The sequence below is a fragment of the Pseudomonas sp. A-RE-19 genome, from assembly GCF_019956555.1.
In the GTDB taxonomy this organism is placed as follows: domain Bacteria; phylum Pseudomonadota; class Gammaproteobacteria; order Pseudomonadales; family Pseudomonadaceae; genus Aquipseudomonas.
In genome coordinates, this window is sequence record NZ_JAHBDQ010000033.1 from 174,774 (window position 1) to 190,531 (window position 15,758).

At 61.1% G+C, this 15,758-nt stretch carries 15 protein-coding genes; 7 read left to right on the forward strand and 8 right to left on the reverse strand.

The features are described from left to right. The first annotated feature begins 11 nt into the window (after positions 1-11). The 7 genes from hisI (at position 12) to KGB14_RS20270 (ending at position 5,069) form a co-directional block, all read left to right on the forward strand. A complete protein-coding gene (hisI, locus tag KGB14_RS20240; RefSeq protein ID WP_217831924.1) occupies positions 12-413 on the forward strand; it encodes a phosphoribosyl-AMP cyclohydrolase in 402 nt (133 codons plus the stop codon). Then, positions 406-738 carry a phosphoribosyl-ATP diphosphatase gene (locus tag KGB14_RS20245; RefSeq protein ID WP_007899279.1) on the forward strand — a complete coding sequence of 111 codons (333 nt, stop codon included), beginning with the start codon at positions 406-408 and terminating at the stop codon, positions 736-738. Before hisI ends, KGB14_RS20245 begins: the two co-directional genes overlap by 8 nt. Before the next feature lie 25 nt (positions 739-763). After that, positions 764-1,036 (forward strand): twin-arginine translocase TatA/TatE family subunit, encoded by a 273-nt coding sequence (locus KGB14_RS20250; protein WP_223488479.1) that lies wholly within the window; start codon positions 764-766, stop codon positions 1,034-1,036. Between the two features lie 10 nt (positions 1,037-1,046). Continuing rightward, on the forward strand, positions 1,047-1,469 hold the full coding sequence (tatB, locus tag KGB14_RS20255; protein ID WP_223488480.1) for a Sec-independent protein translocase protein TatB: 423 nt from the start codon (positions 1,047-1,049) through the stop codon (positions 1,467-1,469). Beyond that, positions 1,466-2,260: a twin-arginine translocase subunit TatC gene (gene tatC, locus KGB14_RS20260; protein ID WP_223488481.1), complete on the forward strand. Its 795-nt coding sequence runs from the start codon at positions 1,466-1,468 to the stop codon at positions 2,258-2,260. The genes tatB and tatC overlap by 4 nt, the downstream gene beginning before the upstream one ends. Then, a complete protein-coding gene (locus KGB14_RS20265; protein ID WP_223488482.1) occupies positions 2,257-2,964 on the forward strand; it encodes a 16S rRNA (uracil(1498)-N(3))-methyltransferase in 708 nt (235 codons plus the stop codon). The genes tatC and KGB14_RS20265 overlap by 4 nt, the downstream gene beginning before the upstream one ends. Positions 2,965-3,152: 188 nt before the next feature. Then, entirely contained in the window at positions 3,153-5,069 is a 1,917-nt protein-coding gene (locus KGB14_RS20270) for a methyl-accepting chemotaxis protein (RefSeq protein WP_223488483.1), read from the forward strand. Between the two features lie 144 nt (positions 5,070-5,213). On the opposite strand, the gene mdoH is transcribed toward KGB14_RS20270, so the two are convergent. The 8 genes from mdoH to hutI all read right to left on the reverse strand — a co-directional run bounded on the left by mdoH (position 5,214) and on the right by hutI (position 15,748). Then, entirely contained in the window at positions 5,214-7,784 is a 2,571-nt protein-coding gene (gene mdoH / locus KGB14_RS20275; RefSeq protein ID WP_223488484.1) for a glucans biosynthesis glucosyltransferase MdoH, read from the reverse strand. After that, positions 7,777-9,582, reverse strand: a complete 1,806-nt coding sequence (locus KGB14_RS20280) for a glucan biosynthesis protein G (protein WP_223488485.1) — start codon at positions 9,580-9,582, stop codon at positions 7,777-7,779. Before KGB14_RS20280 ends, mdoH begins: the two co-directional genes overlap by 8 nt. A gap of 321 nt (positions 9,583-9,903) precedes the next feature. Then, positions 9,904-10,341: a D-aminoacyl-tRNA deacylase gene (dtd, locus tag KGB14_RS20285; protein ID WP_223488486.1), complete on the reverse strand. Its 438-nt coding sequence runs from the start codon at positions 10,339-10,341 to the stop codon at positions 9,904-9,906. Further along, the gene (gene pip / locus KGB14_RS20290; protein WP_223488487.1) at positions 10,338-11,309 is read right to left on the reverse strand and encodes a prolyl aminopeptidase; all 972 of its coding nucleotides are present in this window, start codon (positions 11,307-11,309) and stop codon (positions 10,338-10,340) included. Before pip ends, dtd begins: the two co-directional genes overlap by 4 nt. A 116-nt stretch (positions 11,310-11,425) precedes the next feature. Next, the gene (locus tag KGB14_RS20295; RefSeq protein ID WP_223488488.1) at positions 11,426-12,346 is read right to left on the reverse strand and encodes an alpha/beta hydrolase; all 921 of its coding nucleotides are present in this window, start codon (positions 12,344-12,346) and stop codon (positions 11,426-11,428) included. Between the two features lie 185 nt (positions 12,347-12,531). Continuing rightward, complete coding sequence (locus KGB14_RS20300) at positions 12,532-13,479, reverse strand: choline ABC transporter substrate-binding protein (protein ID WP_223488489.1); 948 nt, start codon at positions 13,477-13,479, stop codon at positions 12,532-12,534. A gap of 249 nt (positions 13,480-13,728) precedes the next feature. Continuing rightward, complete coding sequence (gene hutG / locus KGB14_RS20305) at positions 13,729-14,532, reverse strand: N-formylglutamate deformylase (RefSeq protein WP_223488490.1); 804 nt, start codon at positions 14,530-14,532, stop codon at positions 13,729-13,731. A gap of 10 nt (positions 14,533-14,542) precedes the next feature. Continuing rightward, entirely contained in the window at positions 14,543-15,748 is a 1,206-nt protein-coding gene (gene hutI / locus KGB14_RS20310) for an imidazolonepropionase (RefSeq protein ID WP_223488491.1), read from the reverse strand. Positions 15,749-15,758: the final 10 nt, after the last annotated feature.

The following is a 15,758-nucleotide window of genomic DNA, read 5'->3' on the forward strand; positions in this document are numbered from 1 at the left end:
CGGAGTCGAAGATGAAAAACTGGCTGGACGAGATCAAGTGGGACGCCGACGGCCTGGTGCCGGCAATTGCCCAGGATCACAAGACCGGACGCGTCCTGATGATGGCCTGGATGAACCGCGAAGCGCTGGCACTGACCGCAGCCGAGAACCGTGCCATTTACTGGTCACGTTCCCGTGGCAAGTTGTGGCGCAAGGGCGAAGAGTCCGGCCATGTGCAAACCCTGCATGAGATGCGCCTGGACTGTGACGCCGACGTGATCATCCTGATGGTTGAGCAGATCGGCGACATCGCCTGCCATACCGGCCGTCAGAGCTGCTTCTACCGCGTCTTCGAGAACGGCGACTGGAAAACCGTCGACCCGGTTCTGAAAGACCCGCACGCTATCTATTCCGCAGGACACAAACATGAGTGACACTCTGACCCGTCTGGCCCAGGTGCTGGAAGAACGCAAAGGCGCCGCCGCCGACAGCTCGTATGTCGCCAGCCTGTACCACAAGGGCCTGAACAAGATTCTGGAAAAAGTCGGCGAAGAGTCGGTCGAAACCATTATCGCCGCCAAGGATGCCGCCATCAGCGGTGACTGCAGCGATGTGATCTACGAGACCGCCGATTTGTGGTTCCACAGCATGGTCATGCTCGCCCAACTGGGGCAACATCCACAGGCCGTGCTCGATGAACTGGACCGTCGCTTCGGTCTGTCCGGACACGCCGAGAAAGCCTCTCGCCCGTCCGCCTGAACAACTATTACAGAGGAACAGCAACATGGGCATTTTTGACTGGAAACACTGGATCGTCATCCTGGTTGTCGTGGTGCTGGTGTTCGGTACCAAGAAACTGAAAAACCTCGGCACTGACGTGGGCGAGTCGATCAAGGGCTTTCGCAAAGCCATGAACGATGAAGACAAGCCAGTCGACCCGACTGTGACCCCGGCCCAACCGGTACCGCCGGTTCAGCCACAGGCTTCTGTGAACCAGCCGCACACCATCGACGTGCAGGCACAAAAAGTCGAAGAGCCGACCCGCAAAGACTCGTGAGCACAGACTAATGTTTGGTATCAGCTTCTCTGAACTGCTGCTCGTCGGCCTCGTCGCCCTGCTGGTGCTGGGCCCCGAGCGTCTGCCGGGCGCTGCGCGCACCGCCGGCCTGTGGGTCGGGCGGCTGAAGCGCAGCTTCAACGCGATCAAACAGGAAGTTGAACGTGAAATCGGTGCCGACGAGATTCGCCGGCAACTGCACAACGAGCACATTCTGTCCCTGGAGCAGGAGGCGCGGAAGATTTTCACGCCGACTCAGCAGGAGGCCACACCGGTTCAGCCGGTTGAACCGGTGGCGGAGCAGACGATTCATGCTCCAGCTGCCGAACCTGCGCCCGTTGCTGCAGTGACCCCGGCTGAACCTGTTGCTCCTGCCGCCGCGCCGACAACGCCGGCGCCTCACGACACCACTTTGCCGCCGCGAGCCCCATGAGCGATCTCCCCGAAAACGACCAGCACATGCCGCTGGTTTCGCACCTCACCGAGTTGCGCACCCGCCTGCTGCGTTGCGTAGCGGCGATCTTCATCATCTTCGCCGGGTTGTTCGCCTTCACCCAGCAGATCTACACCTTCGTCTCCACGCCGTTGCGCGCGTACCTGCCGGCTGGCGCGACGATGATCGCCACCGATGTGTCGTCGCCGTTCCTGACGCCACTGAAGCTGACCATGATGGTCTCGCTGTTCCTGGCGATTCCGGTGATCCTGCATCAGATCTGGGGCTTCATCGCACCGGGCCTGTACAAGCATGAAAAGCGCATTGCGGTGCCATTGCTGATATCCAGCATCGCGCTGTTCTATACCGGCATGGCGTTCGCCTATTACCTCGTGTTCCCGCTGATCTTCAAATTCTTCGCCGCCGCCACCCCGGCCGGCGTGGAAATGATGACCGACATTACCAGCTACCTCGATTTCGTCATGACGCTGTTCTTCGCCTTTGGCGTGGCGTTCGAAATTCCGGTAGCCGTGGTGCTGCTGGTGTGGATCGGTGTAGTCGACGTCAAATACCTGAAGAAGATCCGCCCGTACGTCGTCATCGGCTGCTTCGTGGTCGGCATGATCCTGACGCCTCCGGACATCTTCTCGCAGACGCTGCTGGCCGTACCGATGTGGTTGCTGTTTGAAATCGGCATTCTGTTCGGCAGCCTGATCAGCAAGCGCGGCGAGCACCCGGACGACCAGCCGGCCGACGATCACAACGACCAGCCGCCAGCGACTCAACCGTGAATCTGCTGCTTCTCCTCGATGCCGACTTCATTGCGGCCGACCGGGCGATCCTGCGCGATCGCCGGTTGACGCATATGCAGGAAGTCCATCGTTCGGTGGTTGGCGACAGCCTGCGGGTCGGGCGTATCGGCGGCTTGATGGGGTCGGCCGAATTGCTGCGCCTGGACGCCGATGAGGCCGAATTGCGCGTCACCCTCGACCAGCCGCCACCGGCCAAGCTGCCACTGACCCTGGTGCTGGCGCTGCCCAGGCCAAAAATGCTCCGCAGGGTATTCCAGACCGTGGCCGCCATGGGTGTTCCGCGCATCGTGCTGGTGAACAGCTATCGCGTCGAGAAGAGCTTCTGGCAAACCCCGTTCCTGGAACCTGAGGCGATTCGCGAGCAATTGATCCTGGGTCTTGAACAGGCCCGAGACACCGTGCTGCCAGAGATCGTCATCGAGAAGCGCTTCAAGCCTTTTGTCGAAGATCGGCTGCCCGCCATCACCGAAGGCACCCTCGGCCTGGTCGGCCACCCCGGCAACTACCCGCCCTGCCCTCGCGGCCTGGACGAGCCGGTGACCCTGGCCATCGGCCCCGAAGGCGGCTGGATTCCTTACGAAATCGACCTGCTGGCCAAGGCCGGCTTGCAACCGGTCCAGCTCGGCGAGCGCATCCTGCGGGTCGAAACCGCCGTCACTGCGCTGCTTTCGCGTTTGTTCTAACCCTTCCGCATCGCACCTTTTCATGTAGGAGCTGCCGAAGGCTGCGATCTTTTGATCTTGGTTCTAAAAATCAAAAGATCGCAGCCTTCGGCAGCTCCTACGGGATCGTGCCTTGGCCCTATAGAACCCCGCCCGCCTGCCGATACAGTTCCCATAAAACCAATTAATGGTCCGAGGGGAGTTGCCGCATGTACCGTTGGCTAGCCGAGAAACTGGGAAATGTAAGCGTCAATCGCAAACTGGGTGTCGCCTTCGGTCTGGTGCTGCTTCTAACCTTATTGATTACCTTCACCGGCTGGACCGGCCTGAGCGGTGTGATCAGCCGTGGCGACAAGCTCGGGTTTATTTCCAGCCTCAATGAGCTGACCAAAGACCTGCGCATGGCCCGTCTGGATTACGACATGCGCCGTGGCGAACAAGGCCCGGGCGCCGTCAATGAGCTGATCGGCCAACTCGATACCGGCCTGAAAACCGCGCGCACACTGATCGAACAGCCTGCCGACGTGGCAATGATCGACCAGCAACTGGCCGCGGTCGTCGAGTACAAACGCGCGTTCGCCGACATGACTCAGGCAACCGCCACTCGCGAAGACGCCCGCAGCAAACTGGGCGCCACCGCGGACAACGCCGTGGCCCGTGTCGCTGAAGTCGAAAAATCCCTGCTGCAAGGCGACAGCGTCGCTCAGTTCAACAGCGTGATCGACCTGAGCAAGCTGATCCAGCAAGCGCGCTTCCAGGTGCGCGGCTACACCTACAGCGGCAAGCCGGAAGCCGAGCAGCCGGCGCTGGACGCCATCGACAACGCCCTGAAAAACCTCGAAAGCCTGCCGTCCAAATTGCCGGAACAACACATTGCCAACCTGCAACAGGCGACCGACTCGCTCAAGGCTTATCGCGCGGCCGTCAGCCAGTTCCGCGACTCTCAGGTTGCCAGCGCTGCCGCCTTCAAACGCATGAGCGCGCAAGGCGAGATTCTGTTCGACGTCAGCAAAAAGCTCACCGCCTCGCAAACCGTCGTGCGTGACACCGATGCGGCGCACGCCAAGAACCTGCTGCTGATGGCCACCCTCCTGGCCTCGGCTTTTGGTTTGTTCGCGGCCTGGGCCATCACCCGCCAAATTGTCATTCCACTGAGCCAGACCCTCAAAGTGGCCGAGCGTATCGCGGCGGGCGACCTGACCCATAACCTGATTTCTGAACGTCGGGACGAACTGGGTCAGCTACAGCGCGCCATGCAGAACATGACCCTGGGCCTGCGGGAGTTGATCGGCGGCATCAGTGATGGCGTCACCCAAATCGCCAGCGCCGCCGAAGAACTGTCGGCCGTCACCGAGCAGACCAGCGCCGGGGTCAACAGCCAGAAAGTCGAAACCGATCAGGTGGCGACCGCCATGCATGAAATGACCGCCACCGTGCAGGAAGTCGCGCGCAACGCCGAGGAAGCTTCCGAAGCTGCTGTCGCCGCTGACCAGCAGGCCCGCGAGGGTGACAAAGTGGTCGGCGAAGCCATCGCGCAGATCGAGCGTCTGGCCGTCGAAGTCGGCAACTCCACCGCCGCCATGAGCGATCTGAAGCGCGAAAGCGACAAGATCGGCAGCGTGCTCGACGTGATCAAATCCGTGGCCCAACAAACCAACCTGCTGGCGCTCAACGCCGCCATCGAAGCCGCCCGCGCCGGGGAGGCCGGACGCGGTTTTGCGGTGGTCGCCGACGAGGTCCGCAGCCTGGCCCAGCGCACCCAGAAATCCACCGAAGAAATCGAAGAGCTGATCGTCGGCTTGCAAACCGGTACTCAGCAAGTCGCGACCATTATGGATAACAGCCGCAGCCTGACCGACAGCAGCGTCGAACTGACCCGCCGCGCCGGTGGCTCGCTGGAAAGCATCACCCGCACCGTGTCGGCGATCCAGTCGATGAATCAGCAGATCGCCGCCGCTGCCGAGCAACAGAGCGCGGTGGCCGAAGAGATCAACCGCAGCGTGCTGAACGTGCGCGATGTGTCCGAGCAGACCTCGGCCGCCAGTGAAGAGACCGCGGCCTCCAGCGTCGAGCTGGCGCGGTTGGGGACGCATTTGCAGATGCTGGTGGGGCGGTTCAAGGTTTGAGGTGATGCGGAAACCCCGGTTCACTTGAAACCGGGGGATGCAATCGCGGGCAAGCCCGCTCCCACAGGGGCTGCGCCGAACACAAAAGTTGTGTTCAGTCAGATCAGCAGCACAAAAAAAACCCCGCTTTCGCGGGGTTTTTCATTAGGCCAACTGAGGCTGCACGCTCACAGGCTTGAGCGGCAGCAGCGGCGCATGGGGATCGGCATCCACCGATGTCCGCCAGGCTTGCAGCCACTCGGCGTGGCCTTCGCTCCAGACCTGCTCATGCAAGCGACCCAGTGCCACCGGATCACTCAGCAGGGCTACGCGCTCGTTGTTGGTCAGCCCGGCAGGCCCGACCTTCATCGCATGGCGAACCCGCTCGACCCGCAGCCATTCGATCGGCTCGGCCTGACGGTGACGGGACGTCGCCAGCGCGCACGCCAACGCGTTCTGCTGTGGATCGACCACCGACCGGATGAAGCCGTCGTTCAGTGCATGCCAACGGTTTTCGTGGGTGTACTGATCGGTCGCCGACAACTCCTGTGGCGGGGCATATTCCTCGGGAATCAGGAACAGGCTTTCGTCACGGGACTTGAGACCCAGACCCACACGGCTGGAGATCACCGACACCGGGATCGACAGCATCAGCGAACCGACGATCGGCACCAGCCACCAAAGGAAACTCGGGTTCAGCCAGATCACCAACAGCGCCCAGAAGAAGCCCAGCAAGGTCTGCGGACCGTGGCGCTTGACCGCTTCGCTCCACGGCGTGGAGTCGTCGTCACGTTGCGGCGAGTTCCAGGTCGCGGCCCAGCCGAGGAACGCGGCGAGTACAAAACGGGTGTGGAAAATCATCCGCACCGGCGCCAGCAGCATGGAGAACAACATCTCCAGCAGCATCGACAGCGTCACCTTGAACTTGCCACCGAATTCTTTCGCACCCTTGGCCCAGATCAGGATGATGCTCAGCAACTTCGGCAGGAACAGCAGCACGATGGTCGTCGAGAACAGTGCAATCGCCTTGTCCGGGTGCCATTGCGGCCACAGCGGATAGAGCTGACGCGGTTCCAGGAAGTACTGCGGCTCCATCAGCGTGTTGACTGCCAGCAGGGCTGTCGACAGCACAAGGAAGAAGAACCACAACGGCGCCGACAGGTAAGACATCACGCCTGTCAGGAACACCGCACGGTGCACCGGGTGCATGCCTTTTACCAGGAACAGCCGGAAGTTCATCAGGTTGCCGTGACACCAGCGACGGTCACGCTTGAGTTCGTCCAGCAGGTTCGGCGGCAGTTCTTCGTAGCTGCCCGGCAAGTCGTAGGCAATCCACACGCCCCAGCCGGCACGGCGCATCAGCGCAGCTTCGACGAAGTCGTGGGACAGAATCGCACCGGCGAACGCGCCTTTACCGGGCAACGGCGCCAGGGCGCAGTGCTCGATGAACGGCTTCATGCGGATAATCGCGTTGTGGCCCCAATAGTGGGATTCGCCCAACTGCCAGAAGTGCAGACCGGCGGTGAACAGTGGACCGTACACCCGCGTGGCGAACTGCTGCATGCGCGCATAAAGGGTGTCCATGCCCGACGCACGCGGCGCGGTCTGGATGATCCCGGCGTCCGGCGTGGCTTCCATCAGGCGCACCAGACTGCTCAGGCATTCGCCGCTCATCACGCTGTCGGCGTCGAGTACGACCATGTACTTGTAGTCACCGCCCCAGCGACGACAGAAGTCGTCGAGGTTGCCGCTTTTGCGTTTCACGCGACGGCGACGGCGGCGATAGAAAATCTTGCCGAAGCCCTTGGCCTCACGGCAGACATCCAGCCAGGCTTGCTGCTCGGCGACGCAGATGTCGGCATCGTTGCTGTCGCTGAGCACGAAAAAGTCGAAGCGATCCAGGTTACCCGTGGCGGCAACCGACTCGAAAGTCGCCCGCAGACCGGCGAATACCCGCGGCACGTCTTCGTTGCAGATCGGCATCACCAGTGCGGTGCGCGCGTCCTTGGCGATCGGCTCATTGCCGGCGCTGGCGCCGGAAATGCGGTACTTGTCACGGCCGGTGAGCAACTCGAGGAAGCCCATCAGCGCGGTCCAGAAACCGGCCGACACCCAGCAGAACAGAATCCCGAACAGAATCAGGATGCTGGTTTGCAGCGCATACGGCAGCACTTGCGTGGCGGTTTGCAGGAGCGGTTGGTGCAGGACTTCTTCGAGATCGACGAACGACCAGCCCTGGTACGGCATGATGCCTTTCATGTACCAGCCGGCAACGATCGTCTGGCCGAGCATCAGCACCAGCAGAATGTAGCGACGGATCGAGCCGACGGTGCGCCAGCGAGCCGCCGGCAGCACGCGCTCATCCTTCGGCGGAGCCGGCGGATTGGTGCGACCGGTCAGACGACGCCAGCCACGCACCAGAATATTGGTGCGCCATGGCTCCGGCACGACTTTGGTCCGACGAATCGGCGGGGTCGCCTTGAGGCAGACCCGCCCGCTGGCGTCGAGCCCCAGCATTTGCGCGTCTGCCAGTTCTTCGGCGGTGTTCAGGGTCAGGCGCCGGCCGACCGAAGCTTGAGCAGCCTCGGTAGGCGCGTCGAACGTCGAAGACGACAGACGTTCGTGCAGTTCACTGAAGGACTTGCAACCCGCGAGTTCCGCGCGCTGCTCATCGGTCATCGGCAGATGCGCCAGGTACTCGGCAAGCGTTTGTGGCTGTACTTGTGAATTACTCATCGGCGGGCAACTGATAGCTCCAGGTCTCGGTCAGGACTTGTTCAGTCGGTGCCGATTCCGGTGTGGCTGGGGCCGCTTCGGCAGCAACAGGCTGCTTGGCGTCTTTGTTGTCCTTGTCCTTGGTGTCCTTGACTTGCTGGGCTTGTACTTCAACCTGCTTGGCTTCCTTGTCCTTTTTCTCCTGCTGCCGGGCGGCGATCTTGTCGGCCTTGGCAACGGAAGAACTGGACACTGGCGCGGCGGTCTTGATCGCCTCGGCAGGCGTGATGTTCTTGACCAGTGCCGCACGCATCTCGGTGGCCTTGCCCGGATCCTTGATCTTCATCCGCAGGGTCAAGCGCCAGCCCTTGGTTTCAGGGTTGTAACGGACGCTGTTCTCGACCAGTTCTGCGTTGTCGCCAACGCTCACCTGGCTGCGTACTTCGGCATCTTCCGCCAAGGCTTGCAGGGACGGGCCTTCGAAATCCACCAGATAGGCCACGCTGCCGTCCGGCTGACGGATCAGGTTCGACTGCTTCACATCGCCCGTGGAACGCAGGGTCTGTTGAACCCAGGCGCTGTCCGGCGAATGCAAGGAGGCTTCATCGTTGGTCCAGTGCAAGCGATAGGCGACGTCCAGCGACTGGCCAGGATCAGGCAGTTTGTCCGGGCTCCAGAAAGCAACGATATTGTCGTTGGTTTCGTCAGCGGTAGGAATCTCCACCAGATCGACGGAGCCCTTGCCCCAATCGCCTTTCGGCTCGATCCAGGCACTTGGGCGCTTGTCGTAGCGATCGTCGAGGTCTTCGTAATGACTGAAGTCACGGCCACGTTGCAGCAAGCCGAAACCGCGCGGGTTCTCGATCGAGAAATTGCTCACGGCCAGGTGTTTCGGATTGTTCAGCGGACGCCAGATCCACTCACCGTTGCCGGCATGGATCGACAGACCGCTGGAGTCGTGCAGTTCGCGACGGTAGTTCAACACTTTCGACGGCTGATTGGCGCCGAACAGGAACATGCTGGTCAGCGGCGCAACGCCGAGCTTGGTGACCTTGTCACGCAGGAACATCTTGGCCTTGACGTCGACAACCGTGTCGCTGCCCGGACGCAGGGTCAGGCGATAGGCACCGGTGGCACGTGGTGAATCCAGCAGAGCGAAGATCACCAGGTGCTTGTCGCCCGGCTGCGGCTGCTGAATCCAGAACTCGGTGAAGCGCGGGAACTCTTCGCCGGATGGCAACGCGGTATCAATCGCCATGCCGCGAGCGGACAGGCCGTAGGTTTGCCCCTTGCCGATCACGCGGAAGTAGCTCGCGCCCAGCATGGTCATGATTTCGTCTTGCTTGTCGGCCTTGTTGATCGGATACAGCACACGGAAACCGGCATAACCCAGCTGTTCGGTGGCTTTAGGATCGAACTTCACGTCGCCGAAATCGAAACGACTCGGGTCGTATTTGATCTCTTCGACGGTGTTGGCCGTGATTTCGTTGATTTTCACCGGCGTATCGAAGTGCATACCCTGGTGATAGAACGACAGCTTGAATGGGGTTTTCTGGTTCGCCCATTCGGCTTTTTCAGTGAGGAACCGAATTTTTTGATAGTCCGCGAATTTCATCTCGCGGAATTCGTTCGGCAGGTTACTGCGCGGGGCTTCGTATTTTTGCCCGGCCAGCTCTTTTGCCTTGACCGATACGTCATCCAGATTGAATGCCCAAAGCTGGCCGGCGCTGAACAGGCAGAGCAGTGCAGAGCCCGCTACCAGTGCGTTTCGAAACCGTTTGGCAGTCAATTTTGGTGCATTACAGGGACTAACAATCACGAGCAACCCTCGCCGAAAACAGATCAAAAAACCAACGGCCAGTTAAAGTGCCAGCACGGTGTGCGGTGGAAAAAAACCGACCCTGCGAACGACTCTTGCCAAGTTGGCGAGCATTGTTCCGACTCCCATGGGGCAAAATGATTCCCCAACAGGTCCCGGACAAGTCTCTACCTAAGTCAAAACGGACCAACGAACGCCGATCCCCGTAGCGCGCGATTATCTAGTAGGCCGCGTTACAACGCATCAGGGGGAACCAAGTATTTATCGGGAAAAGCTCCCGTTTTCAGTCGAAATGCCCTAAAAAAGACGTTTCAAGTGCTTTCACGTCTGTAACAGGAAGGTTACCGGGCCATCATTGACCAGGTGCACCTGCATATCCGCGCCGAATCTACCTGATGCCACAGTGCCATGCACCTGTTTCGCTTTGCCTGATAGATAGTCGAACAGTTCCTCGCCCAAGGCCGGAGGGGCTGCGGTCGAGAAACTCGGGCGCAACCCGTTTCTGGTGTCGGCGGCCAGGGTGAACTGCGAGACCAGCAGCAACCCGCCGCCTACATCCGCCAGGGACAGATTCATCTTGCCTTCAGCGTCACTGAATACTCGATAGTTAAGCAGCTTATGCAGAAGTTTGTCGGCGCTGGCCCGAGTGTCCCCGGGTTCGACCGCCACCAACACCAGCAACCCCTGATCTATCGCGCCAACCACCTCACCCGCGACCTCGACTCGCGCGCCACGCACGCGTTGCAGCAGGCCCTTCATGCTTCGTCGGGCGACAGGTCGAGCAGGCGACGGGCCATCAGATCAGCGGCACGTACCAATGCATCGGTAATACCCGGCTCGGATGCCGCATGGCCGGCATCGCGGATCACCTGCAATTCACTGTTCGGCCACGCCTGATGCAGTTCCCACGCGTTGTCCAGTGGACAAATCACGTCGTAACGGCCGTGGACAATCACGCCGGGCAAATGGGCGATCTTGCCCATGTCGCGAATCAGCTGGTTCGGCTCGAGGAAAGCGTTATTGGTGAAGTAGTGGCATTCGATGCGGGCGATGGACAACGCACGCTGAGGTTCGGAGAAGCGGTCGACCACCAGCGGATTCGGACGCAAGGTAGCGGTGCGGCCTTCCCAGGTGGACCAGGCCTTGGCCGCGTGCATCTGGGCGATCTGGTCGTTGCCGATCAGGCGTTTGTGGAACGCCGAAAGCAAGTCGTCGCGCTCGTCCTGCGGGATCGGTGCAATGTAGTCCTGCCAGTAATCGGGAAACAGACGGCTGGCGCCACACTGGTAGAACCACTCGATTTCCTGAGGACGGCAGAGAAAAATCCCGCGCAGAATCAAACCGTGCACACGCTCTGGGTGGGTTTGCGCATAGGCCAGGGCCAGGGTCGAACCCCAGGAGCCACCGAACAGCACCCATTTGTCGATGCCCAAGTGCTTGCGAATCCGCTCGAGGTCGGCGACCAGATCCCAGGTGGTGTTGTTTTCCAGGCTGGCGTGGGGCGTGGAGCGACCGCAACCGCGCTGGTCGAAGGTGACGATGCGATACAGGTTAGGATCGAAATACCGGCGGCTCTGGGCATCACACCCGGCGCCGGGGCCGCCGTGGATGAACACCACCGGCAAACCTTCCGGCGAACCGCTCTCGTCGACATACAGCGTATGGGTTTTATCGACGGCCAGATCGTGCCGGGCGTGGGGTTTGATCTGCGGGTACAAAGTCTGCATTGCGCGCTCCGTAAGGGGTTCGATGTCATCCCTGTAGGGACTTCTATTATTCTGCCGTCCGGCATCATAAACCCGAATGACTTCAATGAGCATGCCCCTTGCAGCGTCAGCGTTTGTCAGCCCGTTTTCTGCGCCAAATAGCCGAGCAGGGTTTCATAGAGTCGGTCGACCTCGGCGACCTGCCCCCGGGCCCGCAAACAACCGTGAACCAACCCCTCGCCGTAGTAAAGCATTGCGCTTACGCCTGCGGCGTTGAGTCGCTCGGCGTAAAGCACGCCGTCATCGCGCAGCGGGTCGAATTGCGCCACGGCGATCAACGCCGGTGGCAGACCGCTGAAATAGTCGGCGAGCAAGGGCATCGCATAGGCACCCGGTTGTCGGGTTCCGCCTAAATACAACGCGTGATAACAATCCAGATCGCTGCTGCTGAGCAATGGCGCATCGGCGCATTCGCTGCGCGACGGCAATCGGTGATCGCCGCCCAGCCCCGGATAGATCAGAACCTGCGCACAGGGCATTGGCTCGCCGGCATCGCGCAAGGCGAGGCACAACGCAGCGGCGAGGTTGCCGCCAGCGCTGTCCCCTGCCACCAGCGTCCGCGCCGGATCAAGCTGAAACGGTCCTGTGCGCAGCGCACGCCAGACACTCAGGCAGTCCTTGAACGCCGCCGGAAACGGGTGCTCCGGTGCCAGCCGATAATCAATGGCGATCACCAACGCGCCAAGCACCGACGCCAGTTCGGCGCAGATAAAGGCGTGGGAATCCAGATCCCCCACCACCCAACCGCCGCCGTGCAGATACACAATGCACGGCCAACCGTTGGTCGGCGGTGGAACCGAGGGTTGCCAGGCGCGCACCGCCACGCCCGCCAACTTGAGATCGATCACCTCAAGCCCTGCGGGACACGGCGGGGTAAACGCCCGGCACATCTCGCTGTAGGCCAGACGCAAACCGGGGAGGCTGCTGTCGGTGCTGTTGAAGCTGAGGGTTTTCTCGACGAAAGCCGCCATCTGTTCAGAGAGTGGATAAGAAGCCATGTGTCTGCAGCCAGTCAAATAGAGGAAGTCAAAAAAACTGAACGACGCAGAACCTGTGGGAGCGTGGCTTGCCCGCGAAGAATGCGCCGCGGTTTTTCAGGTATTACGCGTCATCGTTCTTCGCGGGCAAGCCACGCTCCCACAGGTCTTGCGTCTTCCTCGCCACGGTGGTCCCGCTCGACCAGTCAGTTTTTCAAACTGGCCTGAACGGTTGCCACACCCTCCTTCCCATCAAAACTGCTGACACCCGCCAGCCAACGCTGAAGATCTTCAGAATGCTCGCGCAGCCATTGCCTGGCGACATCCTGCGGCGTCTTGCGCTCCATGATCGGCACCATCAACTGGCTTTCCTGAGCCGCGGTAAAGGTCAGGTTTTCCAGCAGTCGGTTCACGTTCGGGCAACGCTCGGCATAGTCCGGCGCGGTCACGGTGGAAACGGTCGCCGCGCCTTCGTTCGGGCCATAGACGTCTTCGCTGCCGGTCAGGTAGGCGATGTGCATGTTGATGTTCATCGGATGCGGGGTCCAGCCGACGAACACCACGAACTCCTTGTGATTGACCGCCCGTTGCACGGCAGCGAGCATTCCGGCCTCACCAGACTCGATCAGCTTGAAGTCCTTCAAGCCAAAGCGGTTGGTCTCGATCATGGTTTTGATGGTGGTGTTGGCGCCGCTGCCCGGCTCGATGCCGTAGATCTTGCCGCCGAGCTGATCCTTGAATCTGGCGATGTCGGCGAAGGTTTTAAGGCCCGCCGCCGCAACATAGTCAGGCACGGCAAGGGTCGCCTGAGCATCCGAGAGGCTCGGTTTGTCCATGACCTTCACTTGATTGGCGGTCACGAACGGGGCGATGTTCTTGTCCATCGCCGGTTTCCAGTAACCGAGGAAGATATCGAGACGTTTGTCGCGGATGCCGGCGAAGATGATTTGCTGCACGGCGCTGGTTTGCTTGCTTTCGTAGCCGAGGCCGTTGAGCAACACATCAGCCATGCCGCTGGTGGCGATGACGTCGGTCCAGTTGACCACGCCCATGCGCACGGTTTTGCAGGATGGGTCGTCACTGGCCAGGACGCTGGTGCTCAGAAGAGCAGTGCCGCAGAGGATTGAGAGACAGCGGGTAAACAGTCTTTTCATCGGGAGAGTCTCGTGCGGCAGATTATTGTGAGGGTCGGTGTCTTCATGCACCGTGCCCCGAACATTACGCAGCGTCGAGAGGGTAAAAGCGAACTGTGGCGACCGTGTTTTGCACGGTGGCGACAGTTCCGGAAGGTATCGAGAAGAACCCCGAACCGTGGGAGCGAGCCTGCTCGCGATTGCGGTGTAACAGTCAACATAGATATTGAATGTTATGACCTCATCGCGAGCAGGCTCGCTCCCACAGGGTTATGCGCTGTAGTGCTTTTCGCCCCACGCCAACAACCCTTGCAGCAACTCCCTGAGCACCACCTGCGTCGGTGCCGCCAGGTCCGGGCGATAACGGAACGGCTCGAACTCTTCCATGTACGTGCACTGCCCCAACTCCAGTTGCACGGCATGGATGTTTTCGGCCGGGTTGCCGTAATGCCGGGTGATGTGCCCGCCCTTGAAGCGACCGTTCAGCACATGGCTGTAATCGAGGTGCTTCGCGCAGATCGCTTCCAGTTGAGTGGCCAACTGTGGATCGCAACTGGCGCCATTGAAGGTGCCGAGGTTGAAGTCCGGCAATTTGCCGTCGAACAGGTGCGGGATGATCGAGCGGATCGAGTGCGCATCGAACAGCAGCGCATAACCGAACTCAGCCTTCAATCGTGCCAGCTCCTCCTGCAAGGTGCGGTGGTACGGCGTCCAGATTTGCTCCAGATAAGTCGCTCGTTCCGCCGCGGACGGCTCCATGCCCTCACGGAACAACGGAATACCGTCGAACAGCGTCGCCGGATACAGACCGGTGGTGGCGCCGACATACAACGGCTTGTCGTCGGACGGCCGGTTCAGATCGATGACAAACCGCGAGTACTCGGCCGCCAGGGTGCTGGCGCCCAGCTCGGCGGCGAATTCGTAAAGCCTTGGGATGTGCCAGTCGGTGTCCGGCAGGCTTTTCGCGTCGGGAATCAACCCGGCTTCGACCGCCGGGGTCAGGCGCAGGCCGGCGTGGGGCATGCTGATCAGCAGCGGCACACGGCCTTGTTTGAAGTTCAGAACCTTATCCACAACTGCTCTCCTAAACGCTTGTTTCGACGCCGTGACGCACGACGCGTTTTTCCAGGTCGCCGCCCAGCCAGTACGACAGGTCGGCCGGTCGATCAATCTGCCAGGCGACGAAGTCTGCGACTTTGCCGGCTTCCAGCGAACCGTGAGTCTCGGCCATGCCCAGTGCGGTGGCGGCGTGAATCGTCGCGCCAGCCAGGGCCTCTTCCGGGGTCATGCGGAAACAGGTGCAGGCCATGTTCAGCATCAGGCGCAACGACAACGCCGGCGAAGTGCCCGGGTTGAGGTCGCTGGCGATGGCAATTTTTACGCCGTGTTTGCGCAAGGCTTCCATCGGCGGCAATTGGGTTTCCCGCAGGAAGTAGAACGCGCCAGGCAGCAACACCGCGACGGTGCCGGACTTGGCCATGGCGATGGCGTCGTCTTCGGTCATGAATTCCAGATGATCGGCGGACAGCGCGTGGTAGCGCGCCGCCAGACTCGAACCGTGCAGCGACGACAATTGCTCGGCATGCAGCTTCACCGGCAAGCCGAGTTGCTGTGCGGTGATGAACACGCGCTCGACCTGCGCCGGCGAAAACGCCAGGTATTCGCAGAAAGCATCCACCGCATCCACCAGCCCTTCGGCGGCCAGGGCCGGGAGCATTTCGCTGCAGATGTGATCGATGTAGTCGTCGGCCCGATCCGCGTATTCCGGTGGCAAGGCATGAGCGGCCAGGCAGGTGCTGCGCACGCTGACCGGGAGCTCGACGCCGAGACGACGGATGACCCGCAGGATCTTGCGTTCACTGGCCAGGTCCAGGCCGTAGCCTGACTTCATCTCGACCGTGGTCACGCCGTCGCGCATCAGACTCTTCAGACGCTTGGCGGCACTGGCAAACAGCTCGTCTTCGCTGGCGGCGCGGGTGGCGCGCACGGTGCTGGCGATGCCACCGCCGCTTGCTGCGATTTGCGCGTAACTGACGCCTTGCAGACGTTGCTCGAACTCGCCGCTGCGGTTGCCGCCGAACACCGTATGGGTGTGGCAATCGATCAGGCCCGGAGTGACCCAGGCCCCATTCAAATCGTTGACAGCCGGGTACTCGCCCGCCGGCAGTTCGCCGCGCGGGCCAATCCACTCAATGTGCGCACCTGACGTCACGATGGCCGCATCCTCGATGATCGAGTAGACGCCTTGCGCCATGGTTGCGACGTGGCAGTGTTGCCAGAGAGTTTTCATCCGTGGCCTC

Bases quoted from the DNA above. Each gene is read 5' to 3' on its own strand.
- hisI (WP_217831924.1), top strand. From the start codon at position 12: ATGAAAAACTGGCTGGACGAGATCAAGTGGGACGCCGACGGCCTGGTG.
- KGB14_RS20245 (WP_007899279.1), top strand. From the start codon at position 406: ATGAGTGACACTCTGACCCGTCTGGCCCAGGTGCTGGAAGAACGCAAA.
- KGB14_RS20250 (WP_223488479.1), top strand. From the start codon at position 764: ATGGGCATTTTTGACTGGAAACACTGGATCGTCATCCTGGTTGTCGTG.
- tatB (WP_223488480.1), top strand. From the start codon at position 1,047: ATGTTTGGTATCAGCTTCTCTGAACTGCTGCTCGTCGGCCTCGTCGCC.
- tatC (WP_223488481.1), top strand. From the start codon at position 1,466: ATGAGCGATCTCCCCGAAAACGACCAGCACATGCCGCTGGTTTCGCAC.
- KGB14_RS20270 (WP_223488483.1), top strand. From the start codon at position 3,153: ATGTACCGTTGGCTAGCCGAGAAACTGGGAAATGTAAGCGTCAATCGC.
- mdoH (WP_223488484.1), bottom strand. From the start codon at position 7,784: ATGAGTAATTCACAAGTACAGCCACAAACGCTTGCCGAGTACCTGGCG.
- dtd (WP_223488486.1), bottom strand. From the start codon at position 10,341: ATGAAGGGCCTGCTGCAACGCGTGCGTGGCGCGCGAGTCGAGGTCGCG.
- pip (WP_223488487.1), bottom strand. From the start codon at position 11,309: ATGCAGACTTTGTACCCGCAGATCAAACCCCACGCCCGGCACGATCTG.
- KGB14_RS20295 (WP_223488488.1), bottom strand. From the start codon at position 12,346: ATGGCTTCTTATCCACTCTCTGAACAGATGGCGGCTTTCGTCGAGAAA.
- KGB14_RS20300 (WP_223488489.1), bottom strand. From the start codon at position 13,479: ATGAAAAGACTGTTTACCCGCTGTCTCTCAATCCTCTGCGGCACTGCT.
- hutI (WP_223488491.1), bottom strand. From the start codon at position 15,748: ATGAAAACTCTCTGGCAACACTGCCACGTCGCAACCATGGCGCAAGGC.